The sequence below is a fragment of the Mesorhizobium dulcispinae genome, from assembly GCF_033977345.1.
Lineage (GTDB): Bacteria > Pseudomonadota > Alphaproteobacteria > Rhizobiales > Rhizobiaceae > Mesorhizobium > Mesorhizobium dulcispinae.
In genome coordinates this window covers 119,542-136,192 of record NZ_JAVIIY010000012.1, presented here as the reverse complement: position 1 = coordinate 136,192, position 16,651 = coordinate 119,542, and the positions used below count along the sequence as shown (strand labels likewise).

General features: G+C 59.6%; 19 protein-coding genes and 2 pseudogenes. 17 read left to right on the top strand and 4 right to left on the bottom strand.

Translation table 11 applies throughout. The features are described 5' to 3' along the window. The first annotated feature begins 181 nt into the window (after positions 1-181). Positions 182-850, top strand: a complete 669-nt coding sequence (locus tag RFN30_RS24045) for a LamG-like jellyroll fold domain-containing protein (protein WP_320264560.1) — start codon at positions 182-184, stop codon at positions 848-850. Between the two features lie 89 nt (positions 851-939). Then, positions 940-2,004: an acyltransferase family protein gene (locus RFN30_RS24040; RefSeq protein ID WP_320264559.1), complete on the top strand. Its 1,065-nt coding sequence runs from the start codon at positions 940-942 to the stop codon at positions 2,002-2,004. Here the strand turns inward: RFN30_RS24040 and RFN30_RS24035 are convergent. Then, positions 2,001-2,306 (bottom strand): hypothetical protein, encoded by a 306-nt coding sequence (locus tag RFN30_RS24035; protein WP_320264558.1) that lies wholly within the window; start codon positions 2,304-2,306, stop codon positions 2,001-2,003. The genes RFN30_RS24040 and RFN30_RS24035 overlap by 4 nt on opposite strands. 444 nt (positions 2,307-2,750) lie before the next feature. Here RFN30_RS24035 and RFN30_RS24030 point away from each other — a divergent pair, with 444 nt between their 5' ends. After that, entirely contained in the window at positions 2,751-3,128 is a 378-nt protein-coding gene (locus RFN30_RS24030; protein ID WP_320264557.1) for a DUF768 domain-containing protein, read from the top strand. A 332-nt stretch (positions 3,129-3,460) separates the two neighbouring features. On the opposite strand, the gene RFN30_RS24025 is transcribed toward RFN30_RS24030, so the two are convergent. Then, positions 3,461-3,682, bottom strand: coding sequence for a hypothetical protein (locus tag RFN30_RS24025; protein ID WP_320264556.1), 222 nt, complete (start codon positions 3,680-3,682; stop codon positions 3,461-3,463). A gap of 224 nt (positions 3,683-3,906) precedes the next feature. On the opposite strand from RFN30_RS24025, the gene RFN30_RS24020 reads away from it, so the two are divergent. Both RFN30_RS24020 and RFN30_RS24015 read left to right on the top strand, forming a co-directional pair. Beyond that, positions 3,907-4,092, top strand: a complete 186-nt coding sequence (locus RFN30_RS24020) for a hypothetical protein (RefSeq protein ID WP_320264555.1) — start codon at positions 3,907-3,909, stop codon at positions 4,090-4,092. Further along, the gene (locus RFN30_RS24015) at positions 4,089-4,367 is read left to right on the top strand and encodes a DUF768 domain-containing protein (protein WP_320264554.1); all 279 of its coding nucleotides are present in this window, start codon (positions 4,089-4,091) and stop codon (positions 4,365-4,367) included. Before RFN30_RS24020 ends, RFN30_RS24015 begins: the two co-directional genes overlap by 4 nt. Positions 4,368-4,427: 60 nt before the next feature. Here RFN30_RS24015 and RFN30_RS24010 read toward each other — a convergent pair whose 3' ends face one another. Both RFN30_RS24010 and RFN30_RS24005 read right to left on the bottom strand, forming a co-directional pair. Further along, positions 4,428-4,643 carry a hypothetical protein gene (locus RFN30_RS24010; protein ID WP_320264553.1) on the bottom strand — a complete coding sequence of 72 codons (216 nt, stop codon included), beginning with the start codon at positions 4,641-4,643 and terminating at the stop codon, positions 4,428-4,430. Between the two features lie 895 nt (positions 4,644-5,538). After that, positions 5,539-5,703, bottom strand: a complete 165-nt coding sequence (locus tag RFN30_RS24005) for a hypothetical protein (protein WP_292571117.1) — start codon at positions 5,701-5,703, stop codon at positions 5,539-5,541. Between the two features lie 99 nt (positions 5,704-5,802). On the opposite strand from RFN30_RS24005, the gene RFN30_RS24000 reads away from it, so the two are divergent. The 12 genes and pseudogenes from RFN30_RS24000 to RFN30_RS23945 all read left to right on the top strand — a co-directional run bounded on the left by RFN30_RS24000 (position 5,803) and on the right by RFN30_RS23945 (position 16,635). After that, positions 5,803-5,994: a hypothetical protein gene (locus RFN30_RS24000; RefSeq protein WP_320264552.1), complete on the top strand. Its 192-nt coding sequence runs from the start codon at positions 5,803-5,805 to the stop codon at positions 5,992-5,994. A gap of 341 nt (positions 5,995-6,335) precedes the next feature. Further along, positions 6,336-7,553 (top strand): site-specific integrase, encoded by a 1,218-nt coding sequence (locus RFN30_RS23995; RefSeq protein WP_320264551.1) that lies wholly within the window; start codon positions 6,336-6,338, stop codon positions 7,551-7,553. Positions 7,554-7,624: 71 nt separating this feature from the next. Next, positions 7,625-7,933: pseudogene (locus tag RFN30_RS23990) on the top strand (JAB domain-containing protein); the annotation flags it as partial. Positions 7,934-8,087: 154 nt separating this feature from the next. After that, positions 8,088-9,233, top strand: coding sequence for a TRAP transporter substrate-binding protein (locus tag RFN30_RS23985; protein ID WP_320264550.1), 1,146 nt, complete (start codon positions 8,088-8,090; stop codon positions 9,231-9,233). Positions 9,234-9,324: 91 nt separating this feature from the next. Further along, complete coding sequence (locus RFN30_RS23980; RefSeq protein ID WP_320264549.1) at positions 9,325-9,993, top strand: TRAP transporter small permease subunit; 669 nt, start codon at positions 9,325-9,327, stop codon at positions 9,991-9,993. Beyond that, positions 9,990-11,741: a TRAP transporter large permease gene (locus RFN30_RS23975; RefSeq protein ID WP_320264548.1), complete on the top strand. Its 1,752-nt coding sequence runs from the start codon at positions 9,990-9,992 to the stop codon at positions 11,739-11,741. The genes RFN30_RS23980 and RFN30_RS23975 overlap by 4 nt, the downstream gene beginning before the upstream one ends. 133 nt (positions 11,742-11,874) lie before the next feature. Continuing rightward, complete coding sequence (locus RFN30_RS23970) at positions 11,875-12,081, top strand: DNA-binding protein (protein WP_430699082.1); 207 nt, start codon at positions 11,875-11,877, stop codon at positions 12,079-12,081. Between the two features lie 99 nt (positions 12,082-12,180). After that, positions 12,181-12,350: pseudogene (locus RFN30_RS23965) on the top strand (JAB domain-containing protein); the annotation flags it as partial. Between the two features lie 169 nt (positions 12,351-12,519). Further along, the gene (locus tag RFN30_RS23960; protein WP_320264547.1) at positions 12,520-13,404 is read left to right on the top strand and encodes a cytochrome c oxidase subunit II; all 885 of its coding nucleotides are present in this window, start codon (positions 12,520-12,522) and stop codon (positions 13,402-13,404) included. A 21-nt stretch (positions 13,405-13,425) separates the two neighbouring features. Continuing rightward, a complete protein-coding gene (ctaD, locus tag RFN30_RS23955; protein ID WP_320264546.1) occupies positions 13,426-15,201 on the top strand; it encodes a cytochrome c oxidase subunit I in 1,776 nt (591 codons plus the stop codon). Next, entirely contained in the window at positions 15,198-15,902 is a 705-nt protein-coding gene (locus RFN30_RS23950; protein ID WP_320264545.1) for a cytochrome c oxidase subunit 3, read from the top strand. The genes ctaD and RFN30_RS23950 overlap by 4 nt, the downstream gene beginning before the upstream one ends. A 10-nt stretch (positions 15,903-15,912) precedes the next feature. Beyond that, positions 15,913-16,635, top strand: a complete 723-nt coding sequence (locus RFN30_RS23945; RefSeq protein WP_320264544.1) for a heme-copper oxidase subunit III family protein — start codon at positions 15,913-15,915, stop codon at positions 16,633-16,635. Positions 16,636-16,651 lie beyond the last annotated feature (16 nt).

Here is a 16,651-nt window from a genome sequence, read left to right as displayed (position 1 = left end):
AATTTCATTCCACAAACCCGGCAACGTTTATAACGGTCTGCTTAGAATTGGTAGCCGAATCGACCCGCTTATACTTGCCATAGGGAGCGTCCAGAACGTCGCTCCAGTCTCAGGATTCACAACATGACCAACCAACCAGCCGCGCCCGAGCCGCCGCCGCACGCATATGGAGGTGCATAATATGGCCAGATCATTCGCTGGCGGAACGGATCAACTCTATTGGTCAATGCCAACAACCTCACCGGCGGTTGGCTCTTTCGCCTTTCGCATGAAAACCACGCAAACCACTGTCAACGCGGCGGCAGTCGTCTATTGGGATACTTCCAGCCGATGGGGCTTTGGTTTCATTCTGAACAACACGGCCGGCAAGCTGATGGTGCAAGGCTATTCATCAAGCGCTACGCCAGCAATACAGTTGCTCTCCACGACGACGATTAACGATGGTAATTGGCATTCGGTCGTATTTAACTACAACCGAAACAACGGTGGGGCGAACGCTCTGTTTGTTGATGGCGCGCAAGAGGCCAGTGGCAATTCTAGCGCTCTGTGGAACAAGGTCGGAAATAATTTGCCGATCGTCTTGGGCGACAGTCTCGACACCTTTTGGCCTTCCTACGTGGGGGAGATCGCCGAGATCGGGCATTGGGCCGACGCGTCGAATTCACAGCTCGATGCTGCCGAGATAGCGGCCCTAGCGAAGGCTTTTTCCCCCATGCTCATTCGTCCTGCATCACTTTTCTTCTACGCTCCGATTGTCAGGGAGACGCGGGAATTGAAGGCCGGACTAACGGCGACGGTAACAGGTGGGGCGGTGTCCGACCATCCTCGCAAGCTCGGGCCAGGCTGTTAGCGAACTGAAGAACTCCGTCACATCAATCCGCGCGGGAGCAGGACCCCACTCAGTCGCTGCAAGATTAGTATTGATGTTTAAAGCCTTCGATGCATATTGTTGCCTTGTCGTTGGGGCGACGGGGCAAAGGGGTGAAGCACAATCCATCGTTGGATGGAATTAGAGCGCTGGCCGCGCTTGCGGTCGCGATGTTTCACTGCAAGTTACCCTTCACGCCGGGCGGTTTCATTGGTGTCGACGTCTTCTTCGTCCTGAGCGGCTTCCTCATCACCTCGCTGCTAAAGAGCGAGACAGAGCAGACCGGAACGATAGCCTTGACACAATTCTATGTCCGCCGCGCTCTCCGGCTCTGGCCGCCATTGTTGGTTTTTCTTGCAGTCTATGCCGTCGCCGCGCCAGTACTCTTTGCTCCTGCGAGTGTCTGGCAACAGTTGGCGCTGGCGGGCCTCTATCTCGCCGATTACGGCCGCGCGTTTTGGGGAGAGCCCAGCACCCTTACGCACACCTGGTCTCTATCGGTCGAGGAGCATTTCTATATGCTCTGGCCGGCGGTGATCCTATTGATCAGTCGGCGCTGCAGCGACCGTCAGGCCGTTGTGCTCTTGCTCGGCCTGTTTGTCGCCGCCTCAATGTGGAGGATGATTGACCTAATTGCGTGGGGAGATTGGCGCCACACCTACTTTCGGTTCGACACGCGAATGAGCGGGCTGATCTTGGGTGCCGCAGTCGCTTATCTGCCGTGGCGACCCAGTGCCTCGCAAGCCAATCTTCTGGGCATAGCAGGGCTTATCGGCATGGCTGCTGCGATAGCACTCCTCGACAAGTACGTCCTCGCCCTTCTGCCTGTCGGCATGCTTATCGATATGTGCTCGGCAGCGTTGGTTCTGGCAGCCATCCAGGAAGGCTCGATCATTGCCGGGGCGCTTAGGGCCAGGCCGCTGGCAGCCTTGGGTCTCATCTCGTATTCGCTATACCTGTGGTCCGTGCCAATTGCCGTCGTTTTTAGAAGTCACTTCGGCCCCTACACGTCTTTCTCGGCGACTGCGGTTCTATCGATCGGCATCGCTACGGCATCATGGTGGCTGATGGAACGACCGCTAAAGGCTTATCGGCTTAAGGTGGCAAAGCCGATGATGTTGGCCGTGACTGTCTAAGTCGCCTTGTCCACCAGCGGCGCTTTCCGCTTCGGCGGAACGTAGCGTGTCACAAGCCTGACGGTGTCGGCATCCACGGTGACGGGAATGCCTAGGTTCACCGTGATCCTGCCTTCGTTAACGTAGGTGACATCGCCCAACAGTTCGATCGGCTGCCCCTTCTTCACCTTCGATGTTCGGTCAAGGATCGAATGGGGAAAGCCATACGACGGGATTGAGACGCTGACACGGTCCTCTGTCACCCGACGACGCACCGTCGCGGTGATGGCGACTTCGTCGCCAATGTGGATGCCCTTCGCCATGGTTAACGAGTCTGGCGCGGCCAAAGGCTTCGTCAAGATGTTGCTAATGTAACGGTCTGGAACCTTTTCTTCAGAGCCATGTTGAGGAATCGGACGGCGCCTCTTTCCCTAACCCGAGAGCGCCGCGCCGGGATGATTTGCCGCCTGTCACCGGGAGGGTGAGAGACGCCGGCATCTCCCGACAAAGAGCCCGCCCAGCGTCGCACCGGGAGCGGCTCTTTCATCGAATAAGCCTCTTGCTATCGGAAGGCCTACTTGTTCCCCACTGAAGCAAGGAAGATGCTTTTAGCATGTCCTGGGTCCGGAGGACTGCGTTCCGGCACGGATTAGAGAGGGGAGCCCGCTCCGCATAGCGTCCTGGAGCGGGTTCTTTCCATTCTGCCTCTTGGGGCCGCCAGCTTTTCGTCAAGCGGAACCTAATATAGGCCTCGTGCTTATCGCAAAATGAGCACTCGCGGCGCCAATTTTCTCGACCGGTGGATGGCAGAGCATCTGCCGAACGCGATGACGGATGACCCGGCCGCCATTAGCGACCTAGTAGTTCAGATGACGAAGGCTGCGGAACGCGAAGGCATCGACAGGGACGAGATCAATGAGGAGGTCGACAGTGTCTTTGAGGTGATCTTCGACGCGATGCAGCACCGCGAGGGCGGCCGGGCAGAAGGCGAAGAAAGCGACAAGACGGCAGAGGCCGCGCTTGATCTGTTGGCTGGTCGTTTAGTGAGAGAGACGGGCATTATCCACGAGCAAGCCGAAGAGCTGATCAAGCAGATTGGAACCGATTGGGACGCCCTGCTTCGGGAGGCTTATTTCCTAGAATGACAGCAGTATCATCGTCGGACCAATGCGCCGGAGTTTGGGACCTCAGTCGCGGTTGCGGGCTTAGAGGTAACCGGACACTCTGCGTCGACTGAGCCACTCCCCCCGAGTGAAAGTGTCGGCGCTAGCCCGGCCCGCGAATCCTGTGTCACCATGATAAGCGAGCCGGGCTGCGGGTGTTCCACCAGCCCTCTTTTACCATTCAGAATTCGCCGAATTGTTCGGAACTGAATGCTAGCCCGGCCATTATTCGGAGTGGCGGTCGTCGTCCCCCTTGGCCGCCAGCTCTAAGCCCAAGCACAAGCCCGTCGTTCTCTCCCTGAGGCGGCGGGCTTTTAACGAGCGCTTTGCCGTCGGTGCTTAGAGAGGGCGCGCAACAGGTCAGCTTCGTCGGTGGTGCCGTCGTCGAAAACTTGGAAGACTTCCATGGCCAGGAACTCCCGCTGCTCACGGTCTTTCTTGGCTAGGCGGCGCTCGTCGCACAGCCGGTCAAACACCCGCTGGAGCATGGCCAGATCAGCGGGTTCGTAAACACCACTGTAGCGGGACAATGACATTTGTCGACGCCCTCAACGCCGCTCCGAATTATCTCACACTGCAGGCCTGACGCGAAGAAAAATCAGGAGGTCTGTCGGCAGCGTCAGTCCTTTGCGTCTTCTGGCACGACCGCCGGCGGCCCGGGTCCGTGGATGATCCCCGTGGCTCAGCCGACGCCGAATTTTTTTGCCTGACCTGAACAGTCCGCCCTCCAGATCATTCTAGAGATTAGGAGGCCATTTTCATGAGTGACGAGAACAAGAGAGAAGGTTCGTCGCGACAGGGCGCGATTGAGGTGCTGGCCGATCGCCTGGTCAGAGAGGCAGACATTACCGAAGAGCAAGCCCGCGAGCTGATCAAACTGATCGGGATCGATTGGAATTCCCTGCTTCGAGAGGCTCATTTCCTGAAGGCGCGGCACCGCCTATGAGCGAACGCGGGGCAGAATTCTTTGGAAAGTGGGTCACCGATAACGTGATGCGCGGCAGCGTCGGCGCCGACATCATTTCTGTGGCGGAGCTGACGACCAAGCTGTTCGCCGATGCGAAGGCCGCAGGTGTTTCCGAGGACGAGATCGAAGAGGAGGTCGGGAGCGCCTATGAGGCGATCCGGGCTGCGATTGTTGGCTCCGGGCTGCGATTGTTGGCCTTGAAGAGGTGGGCAAATCCGATTGATGGCTTGAAGTCAAAGGCAGTCAGCAAATAAATCCTTCGGCGGTGCGGCGACCCCATTATGAGGATCGCCATTGGAAACAAATACCCCTTTTCAGAAGGTACGCTCGGCCGCAAACTTGAAGGCGGCACGGGTCTGTCGGTCGATTGTCTCACTTGCAGGCGCAAGGCTGTCCTCGACGTGGCGGAATTGGTGAAGCGGCTCGGGCCGGACCAGGGGTGCCTGCACTACGACCTGATCAAGGTGATCTTCTGCCACGAGTGCCGCGCCGCCGGCCGAGACGACCGAAACTTGCAGTTCACTAATCATGCGGTGACGCCAGAGCAGCGGAAGGGGTGGACGCCTTGTCCATAGCCACCGAAACTATTTGTGGGGCCTTTTCGTTGGGAGGGGCACCTTCGCTGGCAATTCTTGGGTGCCGCTCTGAGGCTCCGTGCTCTGAGGCTCAATCGGTGAGAGAACCTGTGGCCGTTCGAAAAGGAGCGGCGAAACGTACCCTATAACCAAAGCGATGGTTGCGATTAGGAGAGTGACTAGGAGCCGCCGCCGTCGCTTTGGCTGGGGTTGAACGGGTGGCTCCACAGGAGGAGGCGCAGGCGCAGGCGGCAACTCGATTGTGTGAGGCTGTGACCAGGGGCCGATCTTTGCGTCGTGGTCCGCGGCGGAGGAATACTTACGATCCAGCGCGGCCTGCTTTCGGCGCGCTTCCTCGTCGAATTGATACTTGCGGGCACCACGCCAGTTTGCCTGGAACTCATCCTTTGCCATTGCGCAGATTAGCACGCGGCGCCGCTATCCAGCCAGCGCGCGTACCACCGCAATCCCCACCCCGATCGCGAGGCCTGTGGCCAGACTTTCGGCCAGGCGCGGCAAGATGGCGCCGTACGACACTCGGCGTTGCGGAGCGTTCAGAATGTAGGCAAGTTCATCGAATGTGCGCTGGTGACTATAAATGGATTACATAAAACAACGTTTGAGTCCAGAGGAGAATAGCGTAGGCGTTTTCGCCTACGTTGCTTGACAATCTTGGCGATAGCGCCTGCATCTTTACTGGGCATTACAGCGGTAAAGCGGTATTTGACTTTGGAGCGGATCTTCGTAATGATGCATGCAGCCCGCCGAGATCGGGCGGGCTGGTTCGGATGGCCGATGTCGACGCTTCGGCATCAGGCGCGCCGTGAATTTGATAGCAGCGGCGCGCCGTCTACTCGGCTGCACCCTTGGGCAAGAAGCCCTTGGCCTCCAGATCCGCGATGAGCAAGATTTCGACATAGGAGGCGACGGTGCGGCGATCGGCTTTTGCGGCTCGCTCGAGAGCTTCCTTCACGGCGGGCTCAATTCTAAGGCCGAGGGGTGCGGTACGGGCCATGTGGTCACTCCTGTTTGCAATTGTTAGCAGATGCTAGTTGACAATGTGCTAGCATCGTTATACCAATGCTAGCATCAACTAGCAACGAGGAGCTACACCATGGATGCGCAGACGGTTAACGACAGTGGGCTGGCGCTTGGCGCGATAGTCACGATGACCGGCGCGGTTGTCGGGACGAGCAGGCTGCCTGACGGACGCACCTCCTATCTCGTCCAGTTCGATCGCAAGGGCGAGACGGCACGGGACTGGTTCTTTGCGGAAGATGTGGCGGATTTGGGCTTCGACGACTGACGGCAGCCAGTTGACATCGAGGTGGTAAAGCGGTCCTATAGGTTACTGCGCTCGCCGGCCTCGGCGGGCGCAGTTTTGCTTTCTGGAGGGGAAATGAAAGCGGCGAATGACAACTCACCTCTCTACCTCTCAGAGGAGGCTATTGCGCAGCGTGTGCTCGGGCCTCGCGCCAAGGCACGCTGGATGGCGATAGCAGCCGTATGGGAGCGTGAGGGGCTTCCGCGAATAGACCCTGTGACTCGCTATCGCTATTGGCCGGCAGTACGGTCTTTCCTCGACCGTCGCCACGGCCTGCATCAAAGCCACCTGCCCTCAACTGTCGACGGTGCGGAGAATTGGAATTGACTGACTTTCCGGGGCTTAAACGCAAGCGCAACAAGGACGGCACGTTTCGGGAGTATTGGGAGGCTCGCGGCGACTTGGCCAAGCGAGGCTTCCGCCCGTCGTCTATCCGGCTGCATTATCCGAACACGCCCGAGGGACGCCAGGAGTTATCCGCCCGATGCAAGATACTGCAGGCCGAAATGCTTGCTTGGGCTACGTGCGACGGACACGCCGCACCCGGTTATGACGGTACGCTGAAAAGCCTGTCACGCTTGTTCCAGACGAATGCGGATTCCCCATATCTGTCCATGAAGTGGAACAGCCGGGAGAACGTCACCAAGTGCCTAACGATTATCGAGCACACGGTAGGCGCCCGTCAGGTCGGAAAACTTCTCGGACCCGACTTCAAGATCTGGCACACCAAATGGGGCACACCGAAAGAGCCGACTGAGAAAGTGGCAAGTCCCCCTGCCCGCCCTTGGCGCGCAAAGCACTGCATGGACGCTGTTCGCCAATTGATCGGCTACGGCGTGACGCTCGGCTATGACGACTGTTTTCGCGCCGATACCATCCTTTCCAAGATCCGCTTCAAGACGCCACCGGCACGCAAATCGATCATGACAGCACAGCACGTCGAAGCAGTTCGAAAGACAGCCCACGCGGAAGGCTGGCCGTCCGTTGCCCTGGCAACGGTTTTGCAGTTCGAACTCGCGATGCGTCAGAAGGACGTAATCGGCGAATGGGAGCCAACCGGAGACGCCAAGGGCGGTATCGTTCATCGAGAGACAAGGTGGGCGAACGGCATGGTGTGGTCGGATATCGATTCGAACATGGTCTTACGGAAGGTGCACACCAAGACCGGATTTGAGGTTGAGCACGACCTGAAACTACATCCGATGGTGCTCGAGGAAATCGCTCTGGTGCCACTAGAGAAACGCATAGGCCCGATGATCCTGGCCGAAACGACTGGCGAGCCATACAAGCACCGGAAGTTCACAGAGCGGTGGCGCAAGATCGCCAACAAGGCAGGCGTCCCATCCACCGTATGGAACATGGATGCCCGCGCTGGCGCCATCACCGAAGCCTACGATCTCGGCGCGACCGAAACAGACGTGATGAAATCGGCCGGTCACAAAAACCGCCAGACGAGCGCCAGATATAACCGCGGCACGATCGAGCAAACCAGTCGCGTCGCTCAACTGCGCATGGCGAAACGCAACACGAACAAACAATAGGGGACGCGTAGGGGACGTTTAAGGGACGTCTCCTGTATCCATTTGTAAACGCAATAGAAATTGGAGGAGGGAAACACATCCGCATCCTCTTCCTCGACAAGAAGAACGGGCTGATCGCCGACGAGGTGCAGCAGACCGGCACCGTCGACCACACCCCGGTCTATCCGCGCGAGGTGGTGAAGCGGGCGCTGGAGCTTTCCGCCAGCGCCATCATCCTGGTGCACAACCATCCGTCTGGCGACCCGACGCCCTCGCGCGCCGACATCGACATGACCAAGCAGATCATCGATACGGCCAAGCCGCTCGGCATTGCGGTCCACGACCACATCATCATTGGCCGCAAGGGCAACGCCTCGATGAAAGGCCTTCTGCTGATTTGAGCCGGCGGCACCCAGAATCTGATCGATGAGGCGCTCGAAGGGGCGATGCCGGCTGCGGTCTCGACCGCGATCGTCTCGCAATTTTTGCGTGGGTGGTCGTTGAGGAGTATTGTCTGGCAAAGGCTTGAAAAGCCGACACCTTCGGGAGGAACCGATGACCGAAGCTAGGATTCAGACATGGAATAAGAGGTCCCGCCGCAAGTTCCTTGGCGAGGCGGCCGTGGCAGCTGCGGCGATCGTTGCCGCGCCAAGCGTTGTCAAGGCGCAAGGGCCGGTCAGCATGCGCTGGCAGAGCACATGGCCCTCCAAGGATATCTTTCACGAATTCGCGCTTGATTTCGCCAAGAAAGTCAATGACATGACAGGTGGCGACCTCAAGATCGAGGTGCTGCCGGCGGGCGCCGTGGTGCCTGCGTTCGGCCTGCTTGACGCGGTATCGCAAGGAACGCTTGATGGCGGCCACGGCGTGCTCGTCTACCACTACGGGAAGCAGACGGCGCTCGCGCTATGGGGATCCGGCCCGGGCTTCGCCATGGACGCCAACATGCTGCTGGCGTGGCACAAATATGGCGGCGGGAAGGAGCTCCTTGCAAAGCTCTATGATTCCATAGGCGCCAATGTGGTTTCGTTCCCCTATGGACCGATGCCGACGCAGCCGCTCGGCTGGTTCAAGAAACCGATTTCTAAGGTCGAAGACATCAAAGGCCTCAAGTTCCGTACCGTTGGCATCTCGATCGACGTCTTCACCGGCCTGGGCGCGGCGGTCAACGCGCTACCTGGCGGCGAAATCGTTGCGGCATTGGATCGCGGCCTGCTCGATGCGGCCGAGTTCAACAACGCCTCATCCGATCGGGTGCTTGGTTTTCCGGACGTGTCCAAGATCTGCATGCTGCAGAGCTATCACCAGAATGCCGAGCAGTTCGAGGTCCTGTTCAACAAAACGAAATACGACGCCCTGCCCGATCAGATGAAGGCAATCATCACCAATGCGGTCGAGGCAGCGTCGCAGGACATGGCCTGGAAGGCGATCGACCGTTATTCGAAAGACTATTTGGAGATGCAGACGCAGGACAAGGTCAAATTCTACAAGACACCGGAAGCAATCCTCAAGCGACAGCTGGAGGTCTACGACGAGGTCGTGAAGAAGAAGGCGGCTGAAAACCCGCTGTTCAGGGAGGTCCTTGAATCGCAGCTCGCCTTTGCCCAGCGGGCAACGCGATGGGAACAGGACACGGTCGTCAGCCGCCGCCTGGCCTTCGATCATTACTTCGGGCCTGACGGCGCCGCAAAGAAGATCTGAAGCACAGTTCGAGCCGGCAAGGCACCATCGGGGCCATGACCGAACGGTGCCTTGCCTTCTTACCAAAACTCCGGCCATCCGGCTGCCTCGCATGAACGTCCAGCATTTCCTGAATACAGTCGATGCAATCAGCGCGTGGGTCGGCAAGGCCGCGGCGTGGCTTATCATCGGGCTGATGACGCTGGTCTGCGTCGAAGTCTTCAAGCGCTACATCCTGAACATGCCGACGGCGTGGATATTCGACGCCAGCAACATGCTCTACGGCTCGCTGTTCATGCTCGCCGGAGCCTACGCGCTGGCGCAGAATGCCCATGTGCGCGGCGACTTTCTATACAGCTCGATGCGGCCCCGGACTCAAGCCGCGCTCGATCTTGCATTGTACGTCCTCTTCTTCCTCCCCGGGATCGCGGCCCTCGTCTACGCAGGTTACGATTATGCCGCGCTTTCGTGGCGGATTGGGGAGCATTCGACCGTGACGGCGGAAGGTCCGCCGATCTACCATTTCAAGTCGGTCATTCCGCTGGCTGGGGCCCTCGTGATGCTTCAGGGCGTGGCCGAGATCGTCCGCTGCATCGTTTGTCTCAGGACGGGGCAATGGCCGAGCCGCCTGAAGGACGTCGCGGAGATCGACGTCGTGGAGGAACAACTCGCACTCAGCGAATTTGTGGATGAAGAGGCGCGCAGGACCGCCATCGAGCGCGCACAAAAGATAGACGAGGAAGCGCGGCAGCGCGGGATGGGTGGAGACCTGCAGAGTTGAGCGATCCAGCCCTTGGACTCACGATGCTCATGCTCATCGTGGTCGTCATCGTCATGGGTTTCCCGACGGCCTTCACGCTGATGGGCCTTGGCATGTTTTTCGGGTTCTACGCGTTCTACAACCCGGCGGAGCATTGGATCGACAACCGCGTCTTCGATCTGATGGTCGAGCGCACTTATGGGGCAATGACCAATGACGTCCTAATCTCCATCCCGCTTTTCGTGCTCATGGGATATGTGATGGAACGCGGGGCGCTGGTCGACAAGATGTTCTACAGCATCCAGCTTTCGTTCCGACGGGTACCGGCGTCGCTGGCCATTGCTACGCTCATCGTCTGCACCTTCTGGGGCATCGCCAGTGGCCTCGTCGGCGCGGTTGTGGTCTTGATGGGGGTGATTGCCTTCAATCCGATGCTGCGCGCCGGATACGATGTGAAGCTCGCTTCCGGCGTGATCACTGCGGGCGGCACGCTGGGCATCCTGATCCCGCCGTCAGTCATGATCATCGTCTATGCGGCGGTTGCGGGCCAGTCCGTCGTGAAGCTCTATGCCGCGGCGATGTTCCCCGGTTTTTTCCTCGCCTTCCTTTATCTCGTCTACATTCTTGGCTGGGCGACAATCAATCCGAAGATCGCCCCGCCTCTGCCTGAGGATCAAACAAAGGTTCCGGTGCCGGCGTGGATGCGAAGCTTTCAGACAGTTTACTCGCGCAACATTCTTGGTGGACTTCTTTCCGCATTGTTCTCGCCGTCCCAGGCTACGGCGCTCGAGACGGAGAACGGACACCTCACATATTGGAAGCTGTTCAAGAATTTCTGCGTTGCGCTGGTACCGTTCGCCTTGACAGTACTCACCCTCTTGTTGGTGTGGTGGTATGTCGTCATCTATCCACAAGCATCGGCCGACGTCGAAGCTCCAGTCGGATTGGAGCAGCTCGGCGCTCCGGCAGTGGAGGAACTCGGCGCACCTGCGGTGGACACAGGGCCGGCAACCAGCTTCTACGTCACCTTCGGTATCATCGCAGCACTCGCCGCAGTGGTGCTCGTCCGCTACTACCGGAACATGACTGCCGAACGGCTCGAGGTCCTGAAGCTCCTGGTCTCGTCGGTCATGCCGCTGGGTATACTTACCGTCGTCGTGCTCGGTGTCATCCTGTTCGGAATCACGACGGCGACCGAGTCCGCGGCAGTCGGGGCTGCTGGGGCCTTTCTGCTGGCGTTCCAGGCCCGAACGCTCGACTGGAAGCGCGTCAAGGAAGCAGTGTTCCTGACCGCGAAGACCACAGCCATGGTTTGCTGGCTCTTTGTCGGCTCGGCGCTGTTTTCGGCCGTTTTTGCGATCCTCGGCGGCCAGGTACTTCTCGAGCAATGGGTGCTGTCGCTCGACTTGTCGCCCGTGCAGTTCATGATCCTTTCGCAAGCGATCATTTTCATTCTCGGCTGGCCCCTCGAATGGACCGAGATCATCATTATCTTCGTCCCGATCTTTCTGCCGATGTTGAAGCACTTCAACATCGACCCGATCCTCTGGGGGACTCTCGTCTTCGTGAATTTACAAGCGGCGTTCTTGTCACCCCCTGTCGCGATGTCGGCGTTCTACCTCAAGGGCGTCTCCCCGCCGCACGTCACGCTCAACCAGATATTCGCAGGCATGATGCCCTACATGCTGATCGTCATCCTCTGCATGATCATCATGTACATCTGGCCCGGCATGACACTCTGGCTTCCAAACTACCTTTACGGCGGATGAGTAAAACTGCCGTTCTCGGGAATGCTTTCCGTGACCACACGTTTTTCGCCCGCTCCGATTTAGACATCGCCCAGATCGAATGACGGATAGGTTGGGTCTGCCTGAAGGATATGGTCAATGGCTCCACCCAGCGCTGAACCTTCCAACGGTCAAAGCAGGGTGTCGCTCATCTCTTGGCACGCTAAGAAGCTGGCGCTCGATGCGCGTCGGGCCTAGCTTCGTTAGGATCGGCAAAGCCGTTCTCTATCCGATCGCCGAACTAGATGTGTGGGACGAACAGAACTGCGCTGCTTGTCATGCGTCAAAGCGACTAATCGAGAGCTTAGGTGATCGAAGGTGATGCTCCCGTTTGCGCATTCTCTGGCCGATCCCAATTATCGGCATCAGTCCGTTTGAAACGGTCAGCATCTGTTAATCTAATCAATTAGTTATGAGTGTCATCGGCATGGTGCATAATCACCCGTCCGGCGACCCGACGCTCTCGCGCGCCGACATCGAGATGACCAAGCAGATCATCGACACGGCGAAGCCCCTCGGCATCGCTGTTCACGACCACATCATCATCGGCCGCAGGGCAACGCCTCGATGAAGGGGCTGCTGCTGATCTGAAGCGTTTTGCCCGATGTCCGAGGCCCCCGACTCCAAAGCTGTGGAGCGATCAACATCGTCTCCTCAATCGGACAGTCGGCTCTGGAATTTCAACCGGAAATCGAGCATGATGCGGCTTGGTATTTGCGTTGGATGCTTCGCGCTCCCATGAAATACCGGAGGACGGGACATGGCCATTGCGCTTGTACTCGTGTTGATTGTCGTGGGCTCGGTGTTGTTCCACTTCCTGAGCCCATGGTGGTGGACGCCGATTGCGTCGAACTGGGACTATATCGACAACACCATCATCATCAGCTTCTGGATCACCGGCGTCGTCTTCTCCGCCGTTGTGCTTTTCATGGCCTATTGCGTGTTCCGCTTCCGCCATCGCGAGGGCAACCACGCCGCCTATGAGCCAGAGAACAAGCGGCTCGAATCGTGGCTGACGGTCGGCACCGCGGTCGGCGTCACCGCCTTGCTGGTCCCTGGCCTGTTCGTCTGGAGCCGCTTCGTCAACGTTCCCAGCGGGGCGGCCGATATCGAGGTTGTTGCCCAGCAATGGCAATGGAGCTTCCGCCTGCCGGGCAAGGACGGCAAGCTTGGCACGTCCGATACCCGCGACGTATCGGCTGAAAATCCGCTCGGCATCGCGCCCGGCGACCCTAACGGCCAGGACGATATCGTGGTCGAGGCGGCCGACCTGCACTTGCCGGTCGGCAGGCCGGTCAAGGTGCTGTTGCGCTCGATCGACGTCCTGCACGATTTCTACATCCCGGAATTCCGCGCCAAGATGGACATGATCCCGGGTTCGGTCACCTATTTCTGGTTCACCCCCACCAGGACCGGCACCTTCCAGGTCCTGTGCGCCGAGCTGTGCGGCCAGGGACACCCGCTGATGCATGGCGTGGTCGTGGTCGACACCGAGCAGGACTATTCGGCCTGGGTCGGTCAGCAGCAGACCTTTGCGCAGTTGTCGGCGCCCAAGCAAACTGGCTCGGCGAGCCAACCGACAGGAAAGACGATGGCGTCCGCTTTGGACGTCGCGGCAAAACTCGAAATGCTCGAGGCCCGCTGAACAGGGCACGGAGGTGCTCCCATGGTCGACGTCACATCGGCAGATGCCGTCCCCCCCGCCGAAGTCGGGGAGGTGGAACTCTACCATCCTCACAGCTGGTGGACGAAATACGTCTTCTCGCAGGACGCCAAGGTCATTGCCATCCAATATGCGGCGACGGCAACGGCGATCGGCCTTGTGGCGCTGGTGCTGTCCTGGCTGATGCGCCTGCAGCTGGGCTTTCCCGGCACGTTCGACTTCATCACTCCGGAAGCCTATTACCAGTTCATCACAATGCACGGCATGATCATGGTGATCTACCTGCTCACCGCGCTCTTCCTCGGCGGCTTCGGCAACTATCTCATTCCGCTGATGGTCGGTGCCCGCGACATGGTCTTTCCCTATGTCAACATGCTGAGCTACTGGGTCTATCTGCTCGCCGTTCTGGTGCTGGTGTCGAGCTTCTTTGCGCCGGGCGGACCGACGGGCGCCGGCTGGACGCTCTACCCGCCGCAGGCCATCATGACCGGCACGCCGGGCGGCCAGGACTGGGGCATCATCCTGATGCTCTCCTCGCTCATCCTGTTCATCATCGGCTTCACCATGGGCGGCCTGAACTATGTGGTGACGGTGCTGCAGGGCCGCACGCGCGGCATGACCTTGATGCGCCTGCCGCTCACCGTCTGGGGCATCTTCACCGCCACCGTCATGGCGCTGCTCGCCTTCCCGGCGCTGTTCGTTGCCTGCGTGATGATGCTGCTCGACCGTGCGCTCGGCACCTCCTTCTTCATGCCGGCGATCGTCGAGATGGGCGAGCAGTTGCAGCATAATGGTGGCAGCCCGATCCTGTTCCAGCACCTGTTCTGGTTCTTCGGCCACCCGGAAGTCTACATCGTGGCGCTGCCGGCCTTCGGCATCGTCTCCGACCTGATCAGCACCCATGCGCGCAAGAACATCTTCGGCTACCGCATGATGGTCTGGGCCATCATCGCCATCGGCGCGCTGAGCTTCCTGGTCTGGGCGCACCATATGTATGTCAGCGGCATGCATCCCTATTTCGGCTTCTTCTTCGCCACCACCACCTTGATCATCGCCATACCGACCGCGATCAAGGTCTATAACTGGGTGCTGACGCTTTGGCGCGGCGACATCCACCTCACCATCCCCATGCTGTTCGCGCTCGCCTTCATCGTCACCTTCGTCAACGGCGGCCTGACGGGGCTGTTCCTGGGCAACGTCGTCGTCGACGTGCCGCTCTCCGACACGATGTTCGTCGTCGCCCACTTCCACATGGTCATGGGCGTCGCGCCGATCCTGGTGATCTTCGGCGCGATCTATCATTGGTATCCGAAGGTCACCGGACGGATGCTGGACGAGACGCTCGGCCGCTTCCACTTCTGGGTGACGTTCCTCGGCGCCTATCTGATCTTCTTCCCCATGCACTATCTCGGCCTGATGGGCATTCCGCGCCGCTATGCCGAGCTGACCGACATGACCATCATGACGGAGTCGGCCCATCATCTGAATTCGTTCATCAGCATCATGGCCTTCATCGTCGGCTTCGCGCAGATGGTGTTCCTGTTCAACCTGATCTGGAGCATCCGCCATGGCCGCGAGGCCGGCGGCAACCCGTGGCGGGCGACGACGCTCGAATGGCAGACGCCCCATACGCCGCCGGCGCACGGCAATTTCGGCAAGGAGCTGCCGATCGTCTATCGCTGGGCCTATGACTACAGCGTGCCGGGCGCCAAGGAGGACTTCATCCCGCAGAACGTGCCTGGCTCCTTCGGTCTCGGCCCATCCAGGGAGCCAGCATGAGCGTCATCCTGGTCTTTCTGCTGGTGATCGCCGGCTTTGCCGGCTGGTGGCTTTCGCACCAGCGGCTGACGGCCAAGCCGTGGCTCGAGCAAGGCCTGGCGGGGGATTTCGTCGGCCTCGATCGGTCGGTCCTGCCCACAGCCAAGATCGGCCTCGGCGTCTTCCTCGCCGTCGTCGGCTGCCTGTTCTCGCTCTTCACCAGCGCCTACTTCATGCGCATGGGGCTGTCGGACTGGCGGCCGCTGCCGCTGCCGCGCCTGCTGTGGCTGAACACCGGCGTGCTGGCGCTGAGCAGTGTCGCGCTGCAATGTGCCGTGGTCGCCGCGCGCAGAGGCCAGATGGACATGGTCAGACTCGGGCTTGCAACGGCCGGACTGACCGCCCTCGCCTTCCTCGCCGGCCAGTTGATGGCTTGGCGGCAGCTCACCGAAGACGGCTACCTGCTGGCCTCCAACCCGGCCAACAGCTTCTTCTATCTGATCACCGCAATGCATGGCCTGCACATACTGGGCGGGCTGGTCGGCCTCGGCAGGACGAGCGCCGGCGCCTGGAACGGAGCGCGGCCGGAGCGGCTGCGCCTCGGCGTCGAGCTCTGCGCCATGTACTGGCATTTCCTGCTTTTCGTCTGGCTCTGCATCTTCGCCGTTCTGGCCGGCTGGGCGGCGACGTTCGTGAGCATTTGCCAACGGCTGCTGACCTAGGAGACCGGCGATGGCCGAGACGACACTGACGCATACGACCCAGATGGAGCCCAGGCCCCCCGGTTGGCGCGGGATCGCCGCCGACTGGGCCTCGGATCAGCGCGCGTTCAAGAACGTGTCCTGGGGCAAGGCCATGATGTGGATCTTCCTGCTCAGCGACACCTTCATTTTCGGCTGCTTCCTGCTGTCCTACATGACCGCGCGGATTTCCACGCGCGTACCGTGGCCGAATCCTAGCGAGGTCTTCGCCTTGCGCATCGGCGGCTCGGAGATCCCGCTCATCCTGATCGCCATCATGACCTTTGTGCTGATCTCGAGCAGCGGAACCATGGCCATGGCAGTCAATTTCGGCTACCGCCGCGATCGCCGCAAAACCGCGATCCTGATGCTTTTGACCGCCGCGCTCGGCGCGACCTTCGTCGGCATGCAGGCCTTCGAATGGACCAAGCTCATCACCGAAGGGGTACGGCCCTGGGGCAATCCCTGGGGAGCCGCGCAATTCGGCTCGTGCTTTTTCATGATCACCGGCTTCCACGGCACCCACGTGACCATCGGTGTGATCTTCCTGATCATCGTGGCGCGAAAAGTCTGGCGCGGCGATTTCGACATTGGGCGGCCCGGCTTCTTCACCAGCCGCAGGGGCCGCTACGAGAATGTCGAGATCATGGGACTCTATTGGCACTTCGTCGATCTGGTCTGGGTGTTCATCTTCGCCTTCTTCTATCTTTGGTGAGAGGCGGGCTTTGAGA

Excerpts from the sequence above, each read along its gene's own strand:
- RFN30_RS23985 (WP_320264550.1), top strand. The coding sequence starts at position 8,088 with ATGACCGAAGCTAGGATTCAGACATGGAATAAGAGGTCCCGCCGCAAG.
- RFN30_RS23980 (WP_320264549.1), top strand. The coding sequence starts at position 9,325 with ATGAACGTCCAGCATTTCCTGAATACAGTCGATGCAATCAGCGCGTGG.
- ctaD (WP_320264546.1), top strand. The coding sequence starts at position 13,426 with ATGGTCGACGTCACATCGGCAGATGCCGTCCCCCCCGCCGAAGTCGGG.
- RFN30_RS23950 (WP_320264545.1), top strand. The coding sequence starts at position 15,198 with ATGAGCGTCATCCTGGTCTTTCTGCTGGTGATCGCCGGCTTTGCCGGC.
- RFN30_RS24020 (WP_320264555.1), top strand. The coding sequence starts at position 3,907 with ATGAGTGACGAGAACAAGAGAGAAGGTTCGTCGCGACAGGGCGCGATT.
- RFN30_RS23945 (WP_320264544.1), top strand. The coding sequence starts at position 15,913 with ATGGCCGAGACGACACTGACGCATACGACCCAGATGGAGCCCAGGCCC.
- RFN30_RS24025 (WP_320264556.1), bottom strand. The coding sequence starts at position 3,682 with ATGTCATTGTCCCGCTACAGTGGTGTTTACGAACCCGCTGATCTGGCC.
- RFN30_RS23960 (WP_320264547.1), top strand. The coding sequence starts at position 12,520 with ATGGCCATTGCGCTTGTACTCGTGTTGATTGTCGTGGGCTCGGTGTTG.
- RFN30_RS24010 (WP_320264553.1), bottom strand. The coding sequence starts at position 4,643 with ATGATTAGTGAACTGCAAGTTTCGGTCGTCTCGGCCGGCGGCGCGGCA.
- RFN30_RS24030 (WP_320264557.1), top strand. The coding sequence starts at position 2,751 with ATGAGCACTCGCGGCGCCAATTTTCTCGACCGGTGGATGGCAGAGCAT.
- RFN30_RS24035 (WP_320264558.1), bottom strand. The coding sequence starts at position 2,306 with ATGGCGAAGGGCATCCACATTGGCGACGAAGTCGCCATCACCGCGACG.
- RFN30_RS24040 (WP_320264559.1), top strand. The coding sequence starts at position 940 with ATGCATATTGTTGCCTTGTCGTTGGGGCGACGGGGCAAAGGGGTGAAG.
- RFN30_RS24000 (WP_320264552.1), top strand. The coding sequence starts at position 5,803 with ATGGATGCGCAGACGGTTAACGACAGTGGGCTGGCGCTTGGCGCGATA.
- RFN30_RS24005 (WP_292571117.1), bottom strand. The coding sequence starts at position 5,703 with ATGGCCCGTACCGCACCCCTCGGCCTTAGAATTGAGCCCGCCGTGAAG.
- RFN30_RS24015 (WP_320264554.1), top strand. The coding sequence starts at position 4,089 with ATGAGCGAACGCGGGGCAGAATTCTTTGGAAAGTGGGTCACCGATAAC.
- RFN30_RS24045 (WP_320264560.1), top strand. The coding sequence starts at position 182 with ATGGCCAGATCATTCGCTGGCGGAACGGATCAACTCTATTGGTCAATG.